This is a genomic window from Paraflavitalea sp. (assembly GCF_059502485.1).
Window position 1 is genome coordinate 2,556,307 of sequence record NZ_JCACET010000010.1, and the last position, 20,913, is coordinate 2,577,219.

Genomic DNA, 20,913 nt, shown 5'->3' on the forward strand with positions numbered 1-20,913 from the left:
AACGTGACAGATCCCGGCAATTATTTTTCCAGTTCTTTTAATTTATCGGGATTGCGCATGAAGTAGAAGCCGTCCACCCGTCCGTCGCGGATTGAGAATATTTGGCAGGTAATCAATTGATTATCGTGGTAATAAATTAGTGCAGGTTCATGGTTGATCATAGCCTTTTCAATGCGTGCCTGCCGGTAGCCGCCTTTATCGAAAATACCCAGCAGGAAGGTGATCACCGGCCTGATGCCGATCAGCGGTTTCGTAGCAGCTACAACCTTACCACCTCCATCCGACAGGAGTACAATCTCATCGTGAAACATTTGTTCCAATTGCTGCGTATCTCCTTGCATCATGGCGGCAAGGTATTTATCCATATAATCCGATTGCACAGGCTTATGAACAATGGGCGTACCTTTTTGCAATTGCTCTTTGGCGCGGCTCAACAACTTACGTGAATTGTCCACGCTGATGTCCAGTACCTCAGCAATCTCTTCATGGTCATAATCAAACGCCTCTTTCAGAATAAAAACAGCCCGTTGCTTTACGTTGAGTTTTTCCAACAGCACCATCAGCGAGTAAGACAATACTTCTTTTTGTTCTATACCAGCATCTGCAGTTTCCGTCGCCACTGGTTCGGGTAGCCAGGGTCCGATATAATCAGCCACTAACTTTTGCTGCCGCTTCTTGGCGTTGATAGAGCGATTCACCACCATGCGGATGAGGTAATTCTTTTTGTCTTCGATCTTATCACTATCGATACCGATGAATTTCAGAAAGGTATCCTGCACAACATCCTTGGCTTCGTCCAGTGAACCAAGAATATTATAAGCATAAGTCGTCAACAACGGTCTTAACTCCTCCATAAAAAGCGTGGTAAGAAAGCAAAGATACAGGAAACAGAAACGCTGTTAGGGTGAGCCGCCCTTTGGAGGGCGACCCACCTTAACAGCTTGTGAAGGGCTTCTTAAGAAAACAAAAGCGACCGCCAAAGGCAGTCGCTCTTGCATTCAATACATTATAAAAACAATATCAGGGCTTCGGCTTATTTGTATGCGTCGTTAACTCGCCACCACCACGCTTCTTTGGGAGAATAGTTTCCCGCTCCGGCGTTAAGAAAGAAGTACCAACCACCAGTGCACATAAGATGGCTATGGTGATCCTGAAAAGTCTTAAAGATTGCAGATTAAAAGGTTTCATAGCTATAGAGATGATTAATTGACTACTGAGTGACCCTGATCACCCCGGCGCCATTGTAAGAATGGTACTCTCCATTGTACATGGCATCGGCACTGACAGGTCCCATCCGGTATAAGCCGGGCGAAACAGCACGCACCGCATAATAATACGTTTGACGGTTGCTGCGCAGGTCCACAAACAGGTTGATGCGGTCGTCGCGCACATCCAGATAAGTAGGCGTATTGGCATCTTTGATCCAATCCATACCCGGTATTTCCTTCGTGCGGGGGTTCTCTATCTCAAAACCGGCAGGCAGCAGGTCGGTGATCACCACATTATCGACATCACCACTGTAAGCCTTCTCGAGCGTGATCTGTACGATCACCATATCATTCTGCTTAAACGAGTTACCAGTAACAACACGGCCGTAACGATCAAAGAATTTACGACGCACACGCATATAACTATCTTCTTCTTTGTACGTGCCACTTACGCTGATACCCTCGCTCTGCCAGAAGTAATACAGGCGGCCCTCACCCTTAGTCGTGATCTCTATATTATTGTTACCAAGTTGCTGTGCATTTAATTTCAGGGTATTGCCTTCAACGGTTCCCACGGTTTTACCATTTGCCTTTACGGTAGCCGACACAGTAGCCTTGTTGGCTGCACGCGCCTGCTTGCCCAGCGCCAGGAAGCTGAAAGAACACTCCTGTGTGCTGTACCAGTACCGCTGTTTCAGCTTATTGGCCACATGACTGGTCATGATAGGTATTTGCGGATTGCCCGGGTCCACATCCAGCAGGGCATTCAGTGCCACCGCCTCATCCCGGATATCGGAATAGAAGCTGCCACCCGTTTGTGCAACTGATACCTCACCGGCAAACGAAGTGGGCAACAATTCCCTGAACTTCGCCTTATCTCCGGCAATAGCATACGCCACACTCAGCAGGTATTTGCCATCGAGGCTCAACAACTGCGGATTGGCCTTATAGTAGTTCATAGCCGATACGTTGGGCTTACCGGCCAACGCCAGCACATACAAGCTGTAAGGCACTTCTTTAGGCGCTATCTTCTTTTCTTCTTTCTGATTATAATAATAGGAAATGGTTTCCTTGTTCTTCAGGCGGTTGTTGAGGAAGTTGGTCAACCCACCGAGCAGACTCTTATCTACATCAAAGCCGGCTTTCTGTGCTTCAATGAGGAAGTGAGCAGCATACACAGAAGTCCACCACTGCTCAGTGCCCTCGCCATCCCACAGCGTAACACCACCGGTGTACAACTGCCGCATTTTGATCTTGCGAATAGCTTCCAGCACATTCCAGTTGGCCCCGGAATTACCAGCTTGTTTCGACTGCATTTGCTGCAGCATATCATCATAATATAATTGTGGGAAGGCAGCAGACACGGTTTGTTCTGTACATCCATAAGGATACTGCACCAGGTAACGCAATTGCTTACCCAGTTCCAGCGCAGGGCTGCGGCTCACCACCAGTTGATAGTCGGAGCTGCCAGGCATAAAATCATTCAGCGGAATAGCCACACGCTGCGTGTTACCACCGCTAATCGTGCCGGCGCCTGTCAACACCTGCAACGGAGAGGCAGGACGCACACTGATCTCTGTTTCATCATTGAACTTCTCACCCAGACCTTGCACTTCCACAGCCACCTTACCTACGTTTACAGCAGGGGCAGCTACAACCTGGAAGATGGCACGGTTCTCACTATTGGCATTCAGCGATACCGATTGACGGCTCTCGCCTACTACTTTCAGCGGACCGCTCACGCTGAGCGTGGCAGTAGCCGAAGTACTTTTCGCTGTAGTATTGGTAATGATCACCGGAACAGTAGCTGTATCACCCGGGCTCAGGAAACGCGGCAGTGCTGTGCTCAACACAAGCGGATCAGCCACCGTCATAGCGGCCTCGCTGCTGCCGAAACTTTCATCTTTATAAGCCACAGCCATCAGCCTTACTTCGCCACTGAACTGGGGAATATCAAATTCAAAGCTGGCATTACCGCTGCCATCAGCCTTGGCAATACCGCTCCAGTAAGAAACGATCTTCACACGCTTGGCCGGCATGGGGTTGGTGCGCTTGTTCATTTCCAGATCGCCATCACCACCGGTGCTGCTTAAGCGGGCCTTTAATTCGGGGAACAGGAGTGGGTACATATCATAGGCCTGTACTTCCAACGCTTTGGAAGCATAGAAATACTCATACGGTTTGGGCGTTTCCATGCCACTCACCTGCAACACTCCATTATCAACAGCGGCCAGCGTAACAAAGCTACCCGGCTTCGCTTTTACTTTCACCGTTTGGTGCGTACGTGAGCGGGTAGTTTTAGGTGCTTCAATAGTCACAGCAATTTTACGGTCTTGCTCTTCCACCGTGATGCTCTGGAAGCCGTGTGCCACGGTAAGCGGAATTTCACTCACATCATGTGGCTTGATCAAGGTTGCAGTCACATACACGTTGGGCAGGTGTTCTGCGGTCAACTTCAGGTCAACAGACGCCGTGCGGTTTTCTACATTTACATATTGATAAGAAACTACCTTATCGGTTTCCATTGTTACGAGCATGCGGCCGCTGAAAGGCGTTTTGAACAACACCTTGGCGCTTTCGCCCGACTGGTAAGAAGCCTTATCCAACTCGATATCGATATTGCCTTCTGTATCCACTTCAAAAGAAGCGTTATCTCCACCCCAGAAACCATAGCTATAGAAAGAACGGCTTACGTAGCTGGACGAACCGGGAATCGCTACGCGCAATTCATAATTACCGGGAGAACGCGGCACAAAAGAGTAAGTAGTATTCTCACCATTTACAGGCAGCGTTTGCTCAGCCACCACCTTATCATCGCGTTGAGATTCATACCGGAAGTAACTACCCTCTTTTCTCAATATCGTGCGGTACTCATGTTTGATAACTTTCACCTCTGCCCTGGCACCATTGGCCAGCTGATCATTCCTATCCAGGGCAATGAGCGGGAAGCGTACAGACTGGTTGAGCGGATAGTAATAATAGCCATCACTGCCCACACCAAAGAATACATTCTGTGTATAAACATTGGCAGAAGCGCTGCGGCTTACCGGACGACCCGTTTCATCAAACACCGTAGCATAGAACGTCGCTTCCAGTAAACCCTTGTTGGCATAGATCTCCGGTACTTCATACGTCATGGTAGCATTACCATTGTCATCCGTATTGCCTTGCTTCACATCTTTTTCGAAAGAAATACCCTGGTTCTGGATGCCAAAGCTGAAACGGTTATACTTTTTGGAGCTAAAATACTTTTGCTTGATCTGTACCTCCGCCTCATAATTGCGGTTGGCAGCAGGTGGCCCAAAGAAATTGAGTGCATTGATAGCCAGGTTACCGGTTTGTCCCGGCAACAGGAAGGGCTTATCCAGTTTGGCCGACACCTTGATCCTGTCGGGCACAAACTCCTCGATGCTAAAGTTCTTGCTACCCAGCAATACATCATTGGAAGTATACACTTCCAGCGTATAGCTGCCCGTAATAGCCGACACCGAAATATCCACATCGCCTTCCAACGAGCCTTGCGCATTCAGGTTCTTGCGGAAGGTTTTCAGTTCCTTACCGTTTGGCAACAGGAATTTCATTTTAACGGGTAGTTCACCCGGTGATTTCCATAACCTGTCGCGCAGGATGACAGAGAAGTTCACTTTCTCACCCGGCCGGTAAATATCCCTTTCGGCATAAATAAAGGCATCGAGGCCCGTGCTGTTACTGCGTTTACCACCCACTTCAAAGCGAGAAGTGTTTACGCGTGTATTATTGAAAGGAAGGTAGTTGAAATCGTCGGCCGTTTTGGCAATGATCATCGCCGGACGGAAACCGGCAAACTCCTTACGGGCCAGTGCCAGTTCTGCCACACCCTCAGCATTAGTAGTACCCATGCCCAGCACCTGGTTGTTGTTGCCATAAGCAATCACGTTCACCCCATTCACCGCTTCGGCTGTTTTGATGGAGTTGGCAAACACGAATATTTTATCCTTGCCTTCTTTGGCGATCAGCCCCAGGTCGGACTTGGAGATAAACCGGCTATCAGTAACCCAGTAATCGGTAGCTGAGCGGATCTTGATATGATAAATACCCTTGAAATCGGGCAGACGGTCTTCTACGTTGAAAGTAAACAGGCGGCTGTTGCCATACTTGGGCAGCGTGCGCGTCTCGATCTCTTTTTCAAACACCACATCTCCCATTGAAAGATCGCTGTAGCTATTATAATAATCGTCGCTGTAATATTCTCCTTCTTCGTCATCCCCACCACTACGCTCATCTCTCGGGTTGTAGCCATAACGCTGTGCAAAGAGCAGGTTGCTTTCATATATCTTCGAGATGATCACCTTCACCTTGGGGATATTGGTAATCTTCACTTCAATATTCTGGCTGCCTTTGGACGACAGGTAAACACCCTTGCTGTTACCGAAGCTTAAAGCAGGCTCCAGCTCACCAAAAGCAACATTGCCTTTGTACTCCTCGCGCAACACACCGCCGATACGGCCACGCAAGCCTTTGGCAATGGTAATTGTGTAAGTCTTATCGGCATCGAAGCTTTCACTGTTGATGCTGAAGCCATCATCGGTTTGCTGAACGGTAAACTTCACAGCAGGATCAAACTGGATGCGAGAACTGATGCCCTCCATTACTACCTGTTGAGAAGTACGCACATACACCGTACCACCGGCACCATCATGTTCGGCTGTTACATCGTTGATGCCGAGGTTGAAAGGAGAAGGAATAACAAGTTTATTCTCGATAGCCTCTTTGGTGCCATTGGCGCCACCATCGGGCACCAACCCTTTATCGAGCGTCACCTTGGCATCGAGGTCTTTGTCTTCTGCTTTAATGCCCAATATGCGGAGAGAAACCTTGCTGTCGTTGGACAGGGTCAATACATCATAATTAGCAGCTTTGCCTTCAATCTCCAGCTTCATCTTTTCCTTAATGGTAGCCGGGTTTACGGGATAATTGAAGTAAAGGTCAACCTGCGGAATGGCTGTGGTACTGCGCTCGTCGGCGAGCGTCCAGGTCACGTTGGTATTCTCCAGTTGCAGGAAGGGTGTGGAGAAAGTAAGATCATCTGCTTTACCAATCTTACCATACTGACTGTGCTGCAGGATGTCGCTGTTCAGTTTGGCCTTGAAGCTGGTAGCGGGGGGTAGCGGCCTGGCTGGCGAAAAAACCAGTTGGTCGGGCGACTCCCAACGGAAGCGGCCGGGGATCTTAGGCTCAAAGCTGATGTAGTCGGTCGAGTCCCATTGGTTCAGGAGCGAGTCGGCCACCAGCGATTTATCGAAACGGAATACCAGGTTGCCGAGAGATTGTACCTCTCCTTTGGCATTGGTATAATCGAGGTTTACGAGACTGCGGTTACAGGCATACAAAAAAATAACAACCAGCACGGTTGTTACGGCAATCAGTTGTTTACGCATAAAGGGCTAACATTGATATGATTGTTTAAGGAAAAGCGGCGTTAAAATACAAAATATAGTGGATTACCCAACGATCGTGGAGCGTTAGGCAGAGAATATCCCGGAATACCATGAGCAATAAGTGTAGGAAACTAAGGAGGGAGGCTGGACGAATCCATACGAGGGTTATTTCATACGAAAGTTACATAACGGCCAATGCCATTTGCAAATTGCCGGGGATAAGGATTTGTTAATTCGTTAAATACAAGTTTTTTGTTGAGTTAAACCCAATTTGCGGAACAGTGTCCCGCAAATTCAAAAGCAACTCCCGACGCAAAAGAATCGAATCAAAGGCTTTTCGTAGCAAAGGACTGTCGTAGCAAACGGAATTGCCCGGCCCTTCAGGGCCGGGAACAAGAATGCTCTCCCCTCTTTGGGCTTTAGCCCAATTCTGCAAGCTCTTTGAGAAAATTGGGCTAAAGCCCAAAGAAGAACCCCTTTATTACCCCCGCCCTAAAGGGCGGGGCAATTCCCTTTGACACAACATCCTTCTGCTATGACAACATTCCTGGACAATATTGGAGGGAACCCTATCCTAAGACATGGAGTATTCTTGAGAAAGATATCGAAGAATACGGAGTTGCCCGGCCCTTCAGGGCCGGGAACAAGAATGCTCTCCCCTCTTTGGGCTTTAGCCCAATTCTGCAAGCTCTTTGAGAAAATTGGGCTAAAGCCCAAAGAAGAGCCCCTTTATTACCCCGCCCTAAAGGGCGGGGCAATTCCCTTTGACACAACATCCTTCCGCTATGCCATCATTTCTGTAAAATATTACTGTAAGCTGATTCAGAACAAAAATATCGAGACAATCCAATCGGCTTTAGCCGGATACTCGTTTATTAAGTAAACGAGATGCCACATATCAGGATATGGATTCACTACGTATGGGCGACCAAACAAAGACAGCCCACCCTTAAAGACCCGTTTAGAGAACAATTATTCGAACATATTCGCGGAAATGCCCGCCAGAAAAACATCTACATCGACAGGATCAATGGCTATCATGACCATGTACACTGCCTGATATCCCTGAGTACAGATCAAACCATCGAGAAAACCGTGCAGTTGCTAAAAGGAGAAGCAGCCTACTGGTTCAACAACCAATCAGGATTTAGGACAGATAGATTAGAATGCCAGGATGAATACTTTGCCGTTTCAGTCAACGAATCGCAAGTGGATACCCTAAGACGTTATATTGAAAACCAGGTCGAACACCACAAGACAAAGACATTTGCAGAGGAATATGAGGAGTTTATCAGGAAATACAAATTCCTTCAATTGAGTTAGATCCAAATACGTGAGACAGCGTCTCACAAATTTAAAACAAAGATGTAGCCGACCTGACAAGCTTAAGATAAAATAACTGCAAAAACGCCATATAAGGGTTCATACAGCAACCTGGAACACCGCATTGTTTACTCCCAAACCAGCATTTAACACAACTGTACATTTTAAGATCACCCGGAAGAGAATATCTTTAACCCGTGAAAAATATCCGGAGTAAATTAAAGCGACTGGGCAAATGGCTGCTGATCGTCAGCGGTGGCATGTTCCTGCTCTTTCTATTGCTCCAATGGATATTCCCCCTCCCCGATCAGGTAGAGTACTCCACGATCGTTACCGACAACAAAGGAGAAGTCATTCATGCCTTCCTCACCAAAGATCAGAAGTGGCGCATGAAGACCAGCCTCGATGAAATATCCCCCTTGCTGCGCAAGACCATCGTTGAAAAAGAAGACCAATACTTCTATTATCACCCTGGTGTAAACCTACTGGCCATTGGCCGCGCTATGGTCAAAAATATCTTCCGGCTCAAACGAACCTCCGGCGCCAGCACCATTACCATGCAGGTGGCCCGCGCGTTGGAACCCAAACGCCGGACCTACTTCAACAAGCTGGTAGAAATGTTCAGGGCTTTCGAACTGGAATGGAAATACAGCAAAGACGAGATACTACAGCTTTACCTCAACCTGGTGCCTTACGGCGGTAACATCGAGGGCGTTAAAAGCGCTGCCACTCTGTACTTCAACAAGAACCCCGACCACCTGTCGCTGGCCGAGATCACCGCCTTGTCGATCATACCCAACCGTCCCTCCACACTGGTAATGGGAAAGAACAATGACCTGATCGTGCAGGAGCGCAACCGCTGGCTGAAGAAGTTTGCAGACGACAAGGTGTTCACCGAAAAAGAAATACAGGATGCTTTAAGCGAACCGCTCACTGCCACCCGGTTGGTGGTACCTAAACTAATTCCCCATCTCGCCTGGAAGCTAAAGAAGCAGGGCGGCGATGTTATAGCCACCAACATCAACATGAACACGCAAAGCAAGGTGGAGAAACTGGTGGAAGATTATTCACGATCATTACGATTGAAGAATATCCGCAACGCAGCTGTTGTCGTGATCGATAACCAGACACATGAAATAGTGGCTTACATTGGTTCTTCCGGTTTTTATGATACACTGGATGCCGGACAGGTCAATGGCGCTGCTGCTATCCGCCAACCCGGCAGTACCTTAAAGCCATTACTATATGGTCTCTGCATGGACGAGGGGCTGATGACGCCCAAGGCCATCATCACCGATGTGGCTGTGAACTACGATGGATATGCTCCCGAGAACTACGACAAGCAGTTCAATGGATACGTTACCATGGAGTATGCACTGGAACACTCCCTCAACATACCGGCCGTAAAAGGGTTACAACTATTAGGCAAGGACAAACTGGTGCACAAACTGGCTGCCTGCGACTTCAGGCAAATCAAAAAAGACCAGAAGAAGCTGGGCTTATCGATGGTGTTAGGAGGATGCGGTGCTACGCTGGAAGAGTTGACAGGCTTGTACAGTTCCTTTGCACATGAAGGCAAATATTTTAGACCACGCTATGTAAAAGCAGTAGATGGAACACTGGCCACAGGAGAAGCTGGCGCACAAGCAGGCTATAACCTGATCAGCCCCGCAGCCACCTTCATGATCAATGATATGCTATCGAAGGTGAACCGGCCCGACTTCCCGCTCAACTGGCAAAGCACGGAACACATGCCTAAGATAGCCTGGAAAACAGGCACCTCCTATGGCCGCCGTGATGCCTGGAGTATAGGTTACAACAAGAACTTTACAGTGGGAATATGGGTGGGCAACTTCTCCGCTCTTGGTATTCCGGAATTAAGTGGCGCCAACGTAGCCACCCCACTCCTCTTCAAAGTGTTCAACACGATCGATTACGACAGTGACCAGGAGTGGTTTACCCAGCCGAAAGATTGCGAAAGCAGGTTGGTGTGTTCAGAAACAGGCATGGTGCCCGGAGAACATTGCCACCACACGATATCGGATTATTTTATCCCATTGATATCTTCCACACAAACCTGCAACAACAGGCAGGAAATCATGGTGTCGCCGGATGAAAAGTTATCGTATTGTAAGATATGTATGCCGCAGACGGGCTATAAGAAGAAGTGGTACAAGACAGTATCGGCAGAGATGCAGCAATATTATGATGAGCATCGCATTGCCTATGAAAAGATACCGGTACACAATCCCAATTGTGAGAAGGTATTTGTGGGCGGAGCGCCTGCCATTACCTCACCCCGCAATGGCGCCGAATACCTCATCAGTAGTAAGCATCCGGAACCATTGCAGCTTACCTGTCAAACAGGTAATGATGTGAGCAAAGTATATTGGTATGTCAACAACCGGTTTTATAAGACTGCCGAGGCTAAGGCAAAACAGTTCTTCATTCCCGAAGAAGGCCCCGTCAAAATATCCTGCACCGACGATAAAGGCCGGAACAGAGATGTCTGGATCACGGTGAGGTACATAAATATGTAACTCACTAATCCACTTTCTTTACACTACCGTTCCCTGTTATTTGGGAAGAAGTTTGCGCATTGCCTTTGTAACGCACATCACCATTGCCGCCAACACGTACGTCGAGCTTTATACTGGCATTAACGTCGGCATCTCCATTACCATAGATCTCTACTTTAGTATTTTCAGTTAACAGGTCGAAAGCTTTGATCTCGCCATTGCCGGCGCTGGAGCATTTGAAATCACGGGTTTGGCCTTTCAGCTCAATGCCTCCATTGCCACCGAGACTGGCATCAACTACCGGAGCATCTACTTCCATTTTCATCTCGGCATTGCCACCGATGTGTAGTTCTATCCTGGAAGAGTCGGTAAGCTTTGTAGAACTGAACATATCCCCATTTCCTGCTGCATTGATCTTGTTTAACCGGGGCGCCGTTACATAGATCTTTACTGTACGTTTAGTTTTCAACCAGAAGCCGTCTTCTGTTTCAACCTTCAGCACGCCATTGTCTACGAAAGTTTTGATGTAAGGCAGGATGTTTTCTTCTGCTTCGATCTTAACAGAATAAGGACCGATACCTACATAGGTATCGAAATTGGTACCATTGGTTACGCCTGTGAAGCCGGTCTCTGAACGTTCATCGGTTTTCATGTTCCCATTTCCTTTCACCCGTTTACCGGATACGAAATCGCAGGAAGCTAAGAATAAGGCAGCAGCGCAGAGCGCAAAAAAGAGTTTTTTCATGTGTTGGTGGTTTGGCCTGGCAAAAATGCTGATTATTGGTGACTTTTCCTGATTAGACGCAGGGAGGAAAAAAACGTTACAGGCTTCAAGACACCCGAAACTTTATTACCTTCGCACCACCATGACGGAAAAGATTCTCATTCTCGATTTCGGCAGTCAGTATACTCAATTGATTGCCAGGGCCGTCCGCGAGGCCAACGTATATTGTGAAATAGTCCCTTACCATCACAAAATTGAATTTGACGCCTCCCTGAAAGGGATCATCCTATCGGGTTCCCCCTTCTCGGTAAACGACGCCAACGCTCCTTTAGTAGATGTAGACAGCCTGCACCAGAAACTACCTGTTCTGGGTGTTTGCTATGGCGCTCAACTCACCGCCAAACAATATGGCGGACGGGTGGCCAGCAGTGACAAAAGAGAGTACGGTCGCGCCCTGATGACCAAAACACAAGAGGACATCCTTCTGAAAGATGTTACTGATAACAGCCAGGTTTGGATGAGCCATGCTGATTCCGTGTTGGACCTTCCTTCCGGTTTTGAAGTATTGGCTACTACCGACTCTATTCCTTATGCGGCCTTCAAGAAAAATGGTACTGAGTTGCCGCTGTACTGTGTACAGTTCCACCCCGAAGTATACCATTCCATCGAAGGGAAAAAGATACTGAAGAACTTCCTCATTAATATATGCGGTTGTGCCCAGGACTGGACACCTGCTCACTTCATTACCGACACCGTAGCTGCCCTTAAGAAGCAGATCGGCGACCGAAAAGTGATCATGGCGCTCAGCGGTGGCGTTGATTCTACAGTTGCCGCTACGCTGATACATAAAGCCATCGGCGATCGTCTCTATGGCATCTTTGTCGACAACGGTGTATTACGCAAAAATGAGTTCCAACAAGTACTCGATATCTATGCCTCCATTGGCCTGAACGTAAAAGGCGTTGATGCCAAAGAACTTTTCTACAGAGAACTGAAAGACAAAACAGACCCCGAAGCCAAACGCAAAGTGATTGGCCGGCTCTTTATAGACGTATTCCAGGATGAAGCGAAGAAAGTAGAAGGCGTTGGATTGCTGGGGCAGGGCACTATTTATCCCGACGTTATCGAGAGCGTATCTGTACATGGACCTTCCGTAACCATCAAGTCGCACCACAACGTGGGAGGCTTGCCTGATATCATGCACCTTGAACTGGTTGAGCCCCTCCGCTCCCTGTTTAAAGATGAGGTACGCCGTGTAGGTGCCGAACTGGGCATCCCTGCCAACTTATTAAATCGTCATCCTTTCCCCGGCCCCGGATTAGCCATCCGCATCCTTGGAGAGATCACCCCCGATAAAGTACAACTGCTGCAGGAAGCAGACGACCGTTACGTACAAGGGCTTAAAGAACACAACCTGTATGACCAGGTGTGGCAGGCAGGAGCTATCCTCCTCCCTGTGAAGAGTGTAGGCGTAATGGGTGATGAGCGGACTTATGAGTTCACCGTAGCTTTACGCGCCGTTACATCGGTTGATGGTATGACAGCAGACTGGGCGCACCTCCCTTATGATTTCCTGGCACATATTTCGAATGATATTATCAATAATGTTAAAGGAATTAACAGGGTGGTATACGATATAAGCAGTAAGCCCCCTGCAACGATTGAGTGGGAGTAACCGTCTTGGTCATAATCCTTGTAACACAGCAAAATATCTGCATATAACAGAGCGTTATTGACTGCGCCTAAAGGATATTGTGGAAGGGGTCACCTCATAATGAACCATCATGAAAAAGAATAGACAGCTTATCGTACTTACCATTTGCGCCCTGCTGCAATGGACTATCTCTTTTTCACAAACGGATTCTGTAACAGTTGCCCAGCCCGATACCCTGTCCAGGCGTCACCACATTGCCCTGTTTGCCCCATTGTATCTTGATTCAGCTTTTGATGCCTCCGGCCAGTACCGTTATGCCAAAAGCTTCCCGAAGTTCATCAACCCAGGCCTCGAGTTTTGGGAAGGCGCCCAGCTGGCTATCGACTCCATGGAAAAGGAAGGGCAGCAGCTGGAAATACATGTGTATGATACCCGCTCAACCAGTCGCCCCCTAATGCAGGTGTTGCGAAGCGAGGAAATAAAGCAAATGGACCTGCTGATAGGACATGTGAATGTCAACGAGGCCAACTTGTTGGTGCAAATAGCAGCCTCACACACCATACCTTTCATCAACGTGAACATGCCCAACGTAGCAGGCGCACAAAATAACCCCTACTACGTCCTCCTGAACTCTACCCTGCCAACGCAGTGTACAGGCATCTACAAATTCCTGCAAAAGAACTTCTCTGTATCGACCATCGTGGTGTTTCGTAAAAAAGGAGCTACAGAGGATCTCTTGAAGACATACTTTACAGATGCAGAGAAATCGACCATGGGCGTGCCATTGAAAATGAAATACGTGACGTTGGAAAACAACTTCACGCCAGATGACATTACCGACTACCTCGATAGCAACAAAACGAACGTATGCCTGGTAGCCAGCCTCGATGCCTTCTTTGGCCAACAGGTTTGTCAGCAACTGGCTGCAGTGAGCAGCAGCTACACCACTACCGTAATGGGCATGCCAACCTGGGATCAGTTCGATTTTGAGAAGCCTATATTCAAAGGCATAGAAGTATATTACAGCACGCCCTTCTACATCAATCCGGCCGACACACTGGCCATGGGTGTACAGGAACATTTCAGGGTCAATTTTTACTCACGTCCTTCCGATATGGTGTACCGTGGCTACGAAACTACTTACCATTTCGGTCGCCTGCTGGCTCAATACGGCAAGAACCTAAGTTCCAGCCTGGGCGATAAGAAATACAAACTCTTCACACAGTTCGATATCCAACCGGTGATCAACAAACAAACCATGACGCTGGATTACTTCGAGAACAAGAAACTTTACTTCGTTAAAAAGGTCGACGGCCTCGTAAAAGCTGTTTATTAAGCTTGTCTGAACCTCGTTTCATTTGATTTGTTGGATTAGCAGGACGGAGGCTTTAACGGGCCTTAAAATTGCATCAATCCGGGAGTCATGGCGCAGATAATAGAATTTACAGATAAAGGACTTTACTGTCCGGCCGGTCAGTTTTATATTGATCCGTGGAAGCCGGTAGATAAAGCCATTATTACCCATGCCCATAGTGACCATGCCCGTGCCGGCAATCAATACTACCTGTGTCACCACGATACCAAACCCATGTTGCAGTTGCGGCTGGGCGATCATCACTACCAAAGTATAGGCTGGAACGAGCCTATCTACATGAATGAAGTCAAGGTGTCGTTGCATCCTGCAGGACATATCATCGGCTCCTCACAAGTGCGTGTGGAATACAAAGGTGAAGTGTGGGTAGTGAGTGGCGATTATAAAACGGAAGATGACGGCATTAGTGGTGCCTTTGAACCTATACGCTGCAACACCTTCATTACTGAATCTACTTTTGGGTTACCGATCTACAACTGGAAGCCACAGGAAACCATTTACAACGATATCCGACATTGGGTACACAGCAATCAACTCGCAGGCAAAACCTCCGTGTTGATCGCCTATAGCCTGGGCAAAGCACAACGTGTATTACAAGCAGTAGCAGAAGTAACCGGCAACATCTTTGTACACGGCGCTATCTGGAATACACATCAGGTGCTTACACAAGCAGGCCATAAACTACCGGAAGTAATACGCGTAACACCCGAGCTACCTAAAGAAGTGTTCAAAGGAAATATAATAATAGCACCACCATCGGCAGACGGAACGCCCTGGATGAAACGCTTTGCACCCTACAGCGTAGGGATATGCAGTGGATGGATGCAGGTAAGAGGACATCAGCGCAGGCGGAATGCAGATGCCGGGTTTGCACTGAGCGATCATGCAGATTGGAAAGGATTATTAGAAGCCGTTAAAGCTACCGGCGCAGAAAAAGTATTTGTAACACACGGCTTTCAATCGGCATTCAGCCGCTACCTGAATGAACAGGGCATTGCTGCCGGAGAAGTAAAAACTGAATTTGGAACAGAAGAGGAAGAAGCAGTAGAAAGCCCGGAAAAGACAGATGAATAAAACACATGACCATACCATTACAGCGCCAACCTTAGGAGGCATGCAATTGTTTGCACAACTGGTGCAGCAACTGGGCATGAGCACCAAGATCAACGATAAGCTGGATGCATTGGTCAACTACTTTACTTATGCCGACCCAAAAGACAAAGTATGGGTAATTGCTTTATTCAGTGGCCGCCGGCCACGGCGCACCGTCAACTCTACCCAGTTACAAACATGGTGTGCCGAGCTCATTAACCTGCCCTTGTGGTTATTGGAAGAATCGTATCATACTGTAGGCGATCTGTCGGAAACGATCGCTTTGCTGGTACCTGAACGGGAAGACACGCCTGCAACATCCGGAAAGCAATTGCACTATTATGTTGAGCAATTCCTGCAACTGGAAAAAGCTGATGAGCAGGAGAAGAAAACATTCATTCTGCAATCCTGGGATGAGCTTACCAGTAAAGAACGGTTTGTATTCAATAAACTCTTATCAAGTACTTTTCGCGTCGGTGTATCTCAGGGTCTGATGGTAAATGCACTGGCTAAAATTGTACAACTGGAACCCAGCGTTATTGCCCACCGTATCAGCGGCAACTGGGACCCCGTCACTACCAACTTTGAAGACCTTTTGAGCGAGCAGGATATTTCGTTCGACTATTCAAAACCCTATCCTTTTTACCTCGCCTACGCGATTGAAGAAGAAGTGAGCAACTTAGGAGAGCCAGCTGAATGGCAGGCAGAGTGGAAATGGGACGGCATACGCGGGCAGATCATCAAACGCGATAACCAGCTTTTTGTATGGAGCCGCGGTGAAGACCTGATCACGGAGAAATTCCCTGAGTTCAGCGCCTTGCTGGCCAAACTACCAGATGGCGTAGTGATCGACGGCGAAATACTTCCTTATAAAGACGGACAGGTGCTCAACTTCAATGTGCTGCAAACACGCATCGGCCGCAAGAACGTTACCAAAAAAAATTTACAGGAAGCGCCTGCCGGTTTGTTTGCCTATGACTTGCTGGAACTGGACGGACAGGATATTCGTCACTTATCATTGAGCGAACGCAGAGCTGCATTAGAAACATTGATCAACAACTTACAACTACCCTTCATACAGCTTTCACCCATAGTTGATTTCAATAGCTGGGATCAACTCACCCAACTTCGTGAGGAGGCACGCAACATTAACAGCGAAGGCCTGATGCTGAAAAGAAAATCTTCTGCTTACCTCGTTGGCCGTAAAAGAGGTGACTGGTGGAAATGGAAGATCGATCCACTCACGATCGATGCGGTGATGATATATGCACAGAAGGGAGCCGGCAGAAGAAGTAACCTGTATACCGATTACACTTTTGCTGTGAAAGACGGCGATAAGCTGGTCACCTTTACAAAAGCCTATTCCGGACTCACCGATAAAGAGTTTGCACAGGTAGACGCATTTGTTAAAAGGAACTCGATAGAAAAGTTTGGCCCTGTACGCACCGTTAAGCCAGAGTTGGTATTTGAGATCGCCTTTGAAGGCATCGCTGCCAGCAACCGGCACAAATCGGGCGTGGCGCTTCGTTTTCCCCGCATCAGCCGCTGGCGTACCGACAAAAAGCCTGATGAGATCAACACGGTGGAAGACCTCAAAAAGATGTTGGAACTCTATGGGAAATAGCGCGCCGGATGTAGTAACTTGAAGACTGAAATTGAGGGATACATGAGGAAATATGTTGTTTTGTTGATCCTGCTGATTAGCGGCTTTGCATTCACTACCTGGATACAGGAATCCAGTGAATACGATCCTGTTCCCATCCCTCCCAGTACCCAACGCCTTGGCGGTGATGTGCAGAAAGGATTAGCCTACCTCACCACCGGTGACTATGTAAAAGGTGGTATTCCCTACAGTGCCTTTGTAATGGGCCTCGGCAAAGACCGGCGCAATTTTCTGGAAAGAGAAGGAAAGAATGAAAATCTTCCATACGAGTATACTGCCAACACTGCTCCCAATGGAGAAATCGTAGTAGCACCTAATTGCCTGCAATGCCATGCACAGGTATTTGAAGACAAGCTATACATTGGCATGGGCAACACATTCATCGATTTCACGCAGAACGACAAGATGAATATCAAGAACCTGAAGATGATGGAGTCGTGGCTCAAACTCACTGCTCCTAAAAAATACCAGGCATCTAAAAACTTTATCAATGTCGCAAAGGCTATAGGTCCCTACCTGCAAACAGATGTGCAGGGCGTTAATGCAGCTGACCGGCTTGCTGCCATTCTGGTAGCGCATCGTGATCCCGTTACTTTCAAATGGAATGACTCGGCCTACCTGGAACTGCCATCAGATGTAATCCCCACTGATGTACCTGCCTGGTGGCTACTGAAAAAGAAGAACGCCATGTTCTACAATGGATTTGGCAGAGGTGATTTTGGTAAGTTCCTCGGTGCGTCTAACCTGCTCACGGTTACAGACACCAGTGAGTCTGCCGAAGTAGATTCCCACATGCCGGATATGCTGGCTTATATCTATTCGCTTGAAGCGCCCAAATATCCCGGCCCGATCGATAGTACGCAGGCAGCAGCCGGGGAAATAGTGTTCATCAACAATTGTGCGAAGTGCCACGGCAAATATGGTGAAGAAGCAACCTTCCCTAATTTATTGATCCCTTCGGCGGTCATCCAAACCGATTCATTACTATATAAAAGCAACTACTCCAATCCACAGTTTGTGGAGTGGTTCAACAAGAGCTGGTTTACCCGTGGCGACCACCCTGCCCGGCTGGAACCCTTTAATGGCTACATCGCTCCACCCCTGGACGGCATCTGGGCCACCGCACCTTTTCTGCACAACGCTTCAGTGCCCACCCTCGAAGCGCTGCTCAACAGCGACCTCCGGCCCGCCTACTGGTCGAGGAACTTCGACAAACCTGTTTATGATTATGAAAAGGTTGGCTGGGTTTACAAGAAGCAGGAGCAGCCCGGCAAAAATGTCTACAATACCACCAAGCCCGGCTATTCCAACGCGGGCCACACCTTCGGCGACCGCCTCACCGACAAGGAAAGAAAGGCAGTACTGGAATACATGAAGAAGCTATAAATTATTCTCCTAAATTTACCGGGTGCAGACAGAACTCCGTGATACCATAGGATACAAGATCATTCAGCAATGGCTGGCAGATAAAGGCCACCGTCCGTTTTCTTTCCAGGAAGAAACCTGGGAGCATATCATACATGGCGAAAGTGGCCTGGTAAATGCTCCTACCGGCTTTGGGAAAACCTTCTCGGTATTCCTTGGCGCCGTGATCGACTTCATCAATCAGCATCCCAACAACTACAAAACAAAATCGAAGAACGGCTTACAGCTCTTGTGGGTTACTCCCTTGCGTGCTTTGGGAAAAGATATTGCCCGTGCCATGGAAGAAGTAGTCGAAGAGCTGGGCATGAGCTGGAAAGTAGGCATCCGCAATGGCGACACCGATACGAGTGAGCGTCAGCGGCAGAAACGACAAATGCCTGAAGCATTGGTGATCACGCCAGAAAGCCTGCACCTGTTGCTGGCACAAAAAGGATATGCAGAAGTTTTTAAATCCCTTAAGATAATAGCCATCGATGAATGGCATGAACTGATTGGCAGTAAACGTGGTGTGCAGATAGAGTTGGCCATTACAAGGATCGTGCATGTACAACAGGCACATTACAATACCCATTGCGCTGTGTGGGGCATCAGCGCCACCATTGGTAATCTTGACGAAGCACAGGATGTATTGCTATCACCCGTTGGCGGAAAAGGTGCTACTGTAAAAGCCAAGCTGCGCAAAGAAGTAGCGATCGAATCCATTATACCCGATGAAATAGAACAGTATCCCTGGGCAGGTCATCTCGGTATCAAACTGGCGCATAAAGTAATACCCATCATCAATAATAGCCGCACTACACTCATCTTCATCAACACGCGCGGCATGAGTGAGCGGTGGTACCAAACATTGCTCAACGAAGCCCCCGAGTTGGCTGGCGCTATTGCACTCCACCACGGCAGTATAGAGCAGCAATTGCGGATATGGGTAGAAGAAAATTTGCACAGTGGTAAACTGAAAGCAGTAGTATGCACAGCCAGCCTCGACCTCGGCGTCGACTTCCGTCCGGTAGAGACGGTGATACAGGTAGGTTCACCCAAAGGCGTAGCCCGCTTTTTGCAAAGAGCCGGACGTAGTGGCCACCAGCCCGGAGAAGTAAGTAAGATATATTTCCTGCCCACCCACTCATTGGAATTGGTGGAAGCAGCAGCCCTGAAATCGGCCATCGAAGAGAATTTCATCGAAAGCCGCGACCCCATGCTGCTATGCTACGATGTATTGATACAGTTCCTCGGCACACTGGCCATCTCAGATGGCTTCAATCCCGACGCATTATATCCAGAGATCATTGCAACTTATTGCTACCGCGACCTCTCGCCCAACGATTGGGCAAACATCATCCATTTTGTAACGGCAGGCGGCACGGCATTACAGCAATATGATGATTACAAAAAGATTGAAGTCATAGATGGCTTGCACCGCATTACCAGCCGGCGCATTGCTATGCGTCACCGCCTGCACATTGGCACTATCGTGAGTGAGTCGATGATGAAAGTAAAATTCATAAGCGGTGGGTTCATCGGCGTTATAGAAGAATGGTTCGTTTCCCGCTTACAACCGGGAGAAGTGTTCACACTGGCAGGCAGAAACCTGGAGCTGGTGATGATCAAAGATATGACGGCATTGGTGCGCAAATCCAACGCCACCAAATCAATCGTACCCAGCTGGCAGGGAGGGCGCATGCCATTATCGGCTAATCTTGGAAAGAAGCTGCGCGAGAAGTTCAATGAAGCAATAGTCAGCAATCCGCAGCAGGAAAGAGACATTGAACTGGAAGCGTTGCAATCATTGTTCCGGTTGCAGGAGTCACTTTCACATGTGCCGCAGGCCAACGAGTTATTGATCGAACAGATAGAAACCAAAGATGGCTTTCACCTGTTTGTATTCCCCTTCGAAGGCAGACTGGTGCATGAGGCCATGGCCGCTATACTGGCCTACCGTATTAGTAAGATCAGGCCTATTACGTTTTCCTTTGCTATGAATGATTATGGCTTTGAGCTGTTGAGTGATCAGCCTATACCAGTAGATGATACCAATGTGTATGATCTGTTTACCCCCAACGATCTGTTGGCTGATATTCAACGAAGCGTGAATGCCACAGAAATGGCGAAGCGTAAGTTTCGGGACATAGCCGTTATTGGCGGACTCATTTTCCAGGGCTACCCCGGCGAACAGAAGAAAGCAAGACACCTGCAATCCTCAGCATCCTTGTTATTCAACGTATTTTCTGAGTACGAGCCCAACAATTTGTTGCTGCGCCAGGCTTATCAGGAAGTGCTGGACCAGCAGATGGAAGAAGTACGCCTGCGCAATATGCTGGAGCGGATACAACAATCCAACATCATTCTCACTTTCCCCGAAAGACTAACACCATTCTGTTTCCCGATCAAGGTCGACAGCATGCGTGAAAACCTCACTTCCGAAAAACTTGAAGACCGTGTCAAGAAGATGCAAATGCAATTGGGCAAGTAATTCTGTCTATTGGTGTAAAGCCACTCCCCGATTTAACCGGATTCAT

13 protein-coding genes are annotated in these 20,913 nt (G+C 48.1%); 9 read left to right on the forward strand and 4 right to left on the reverse strand.

Annotated elements, in window-relative coordinates; translation table 11 throughout:
* Positions 1-20: 20 nt before the first annotated feature.
* The 3 genes from AC5JBY_RS27360 to AC5JBY_RS27370 form a co-directional block, all read right to left on the reverse strand.
* Positions 21-854 (reverse strand): sigma-70 family RNA polymerase sigma factor, encoded by an 834-nt coding sequence (locus AC5JBY_RS27360; protein ID WP_495907860.1) that lies wholly within the window; start codon positions 852-854, stop codon positions 21-23.
* A gap of 166 nt (positions 855-1,020) precedes the next feature.
* Positions 1,021-1,188 (reverse strand): hypothetical protein, encoded by a 168-nt coding sequence (locus AC5JBY_RS27365; RefSeq protein ID WP_495907861.1) that lies wholly within the window; start codon positions 1,186-1,188, stop codon positions 1,021-1,023.
* A gap of 22 nt (positions 1,189-1,210) precedes the next feature.
* Positions 1,211-6,625, reverse strand: a complete 5,415-nt coding sequence (locus tag AC5JBY_RS27370) for an alpha-2-macroglobulin family protein (protein ID WP_495907862.1) — start codon at positions 6,623-6,625, stop codon at positions 1,211-1,213.
* 535 nt (positions 6,626-7,160) lie between these two features.
* Here AC5JBY_RS27370 and AC5JBY_RS27375 point away from each other — a divergent pair.
* The 3 genes from AC5JBY_RS27375 (at position 7,161) to pbpC (ending at position 10,488) form a co-directional block, all read left to right on the forward strand.
* Positions 7,161-7,508 (forward strand): hypothetical protein, encoded by a 348-nt coding sequence (locus AC5JBY_RS27375; RefSeq protein ID WP_495907863.1) that lies wholly within the window; start codon positions 7,161-7,163, stop codon positions 7,506-7,508.
* Positions 7,509-7,513: 5 nt separating this feature from the next.
* The gene (gene tnpA, locus AC5JBY_RS27380) at positions 7,514-7,948 is read left to right on the forward strand and encodes an IS200/IS605 family transposase (RefSeq protein ID WP_495907864.1); all 435 of its coding nucleotides are present in this window, start codon (positions 7,514-7,516) and stop codon (positions 7,946-7,948) included.
* 197 nt (positions 7,949-8,145) lie between these two features.
* Positions 8,146-10,488, forward strand: coding sequence for a penicillin-binding protein 1C (gene pbpC, locus AC5JBY_RS27385; RefSeq protein WP_495907865.1), 2,343 nt, complete (start codon positions 8,146-8,148; stop codon positions 10,486-10,488).
* A gap of 4 nt (positions 10,489-10,492) precedes the next feature.
* Here pbpC and AC5JBY_RS27390 read toward each other — a convergent pair whose 3' ends face one another.
* Positions 10,493-11,212, reverse strand: coding sequence for a head GIN domain-containing protein (locus tag AC5JBY_RS27390; RefSeq protein ID WP_495907866.1), 720 nt, complete (start codon positions 11,210-11,212; stop codon positions 10,493-10,495).
* A gap of 121 nt (positions 11,213-11,333) precedes the next feature.
* Here AC5JBY_RS27390 and guaA point away from each other — a divergent pair, with 121 nt between their 5' ends.
* The 6 genes from guaA to AC5JBY_RS27420 all read left to right on the forward strand — a co-directional run bounded on the left by guaA (position 11,334) and on the right by AC5JBY_RS27420 (position 20,867).
* Positions 11,334-12,866 (forward strand): glutamine-hydrolyzing GMP synthase, encoded by a 1,533-nt coding sequence (gene guaA, locus AC5JBY_RS27395; protein ID WP_495907867.1) that lies wholly within the window; start codon positions 11,334-11,336, stop codon positions 12,864-12,866.
* 109 nt (positions 12,867-12,975) lie between these two features.
* On the forward strand, positions 12,976-14,181 hold the full coding sequence (locus AC5JBY_RS27400) for an ABC transporter substrate-binding protein (RefSeq protein WP_495907868.1): 1,206 nt from the start codon (positions 12,976-12,978) through the stop codon (positions 14,179-14,181).
* Between the two features lie 87 nt (positions 14,182-14,268).
* Entirely contained in the window at positions 14,269-15,291 is a 1,023-nt protein-coding gene (locus AC5JBY_RS27405) for a ligase-associated DNA damage response exonuclease (protein WP_495907869.1), read from the forward strand.
* The gene (locus tag AC5JBY_RS27410) at positions 15,284-16,933 is read left to right on the forward strand and encodes an ATP-dependent DNA ligase (protein ID WP_495907870.1); all 1,650 of its coding nucleotides are present in this window, start codon (positions 15,284-15,286) and stop codon (positions 16,931-16,933) included. The genes AC5JBY_RS27405 and AC5JBY_RS27410 overlap by 8 nt, the downstream gene beginning before the upstream one ends.
* Before the next feature lie 42 nt (positions 16,934-16,975).
* Positions 16,976-18,358 (forward strand): c-type cytochrome, encoded by a 1,383-nt coding sequence (locus AC5JBY_RS27415; RefSeq protein WP_495907871.1) that lies wholly within the window; start codon positions 16,976-16,978, stop codon positions 18,356-18,358.
* Between the two features lie 22 nt (positions 18,359-18,380).
* Positions 18,381-20,867, forward strand: coding sequence for a ligase-associated DNA damage response DEXH box helicase (locus tag AC5JBY_RS27420; RefSeq protein ID WP_495907872.1), 2,487 nt, complete (start codon positions 18,381-18,383; stop codon positions 20,865-20,867).
* Positions 20,868-20,913: the final 46 nt, after the last annotated feature.

Excerpts from the sequence above, each read along its gene's own strand:
- AC5JBY_RS27390 (WP_495907866.1), bottom strand. The coding sequence starts at position 11,212 with ATGAAAAAACTCTTTTTTGCGCTCTGCGCTGCTGCCTTATTCTTAGCT.
- AC5JBY_RS27360 (WP_495907860.1), bottom strand. The coding sequence starts at position 854 with ATGGAGGAGTTAAGACCGTTGTTGACGACTTATGCTTATAATATTCTT.
- AC5JBY_RS27365 (WP_495907861.1), bottom strand. The coding sequence starts at position 1,188 with ATGAAACCTTTTAATCTGCAATCTTTAAGACTTTTCAGGATCACCATA.
- tnpA (WP_495907864.1), top strand. The coding sequence starts at position 7,514 with ATGCCACATATCAGGATATGGATTCACTACGTATGGGCGACCAAACAA.
- AC5JBY_RS27410 (WP_495907870.1), top strand. The coding sequence starts at position 15,284 with ATGAATAAAACACATGACCATACCATTACAGCGCCAACCTTAGGAGGC.
- AC5JBY_RS27415 (WP_495907871.1), top strand. The coding sequence starts at position 16,976 with ATGAGGAAATATGTTGTTTTGTTGATCCTGCTGATTAGCGGCTTTGCA.
- AC5JBY_RS27375 (WP_495907863.1), top strand. The coding sequence starts at position 7,161 with ATGACAACATTCCTGGACAATATTGGAGGGAACCCTATCCTAAGACAT.
- guaA (WP_495907867.1), top strand. The coding sequence starts at position 11,334 with ATGACGGAAAAGATTCTCATTCTCGATTTCGGCAGTCAGTATACTCAA.
- AC5JBY_RS27400 (WP_495907868.1), top strand. The coding sequence starts at position 12,976 with ATGAAAAAGAATAGACAGCTTATCGTACTTACCATTTGCGCCCTGCTG.
- AC5JBY_RS27405 (WP_495907869.1), top strand. The coding sequence starts at position 14,269 with ATGGCGCAGATAATAGAATTTACAGATAAAGGACTTTACTGTCCGGCC.
- AC5JBY_RS27370 (WP_495907862.1), bottom strand. The coding sequence starts at position 6,625 with ATGCGTAAACAACTGATTGCCGTAACAACCGTGCTGGTTGTTATTTTT.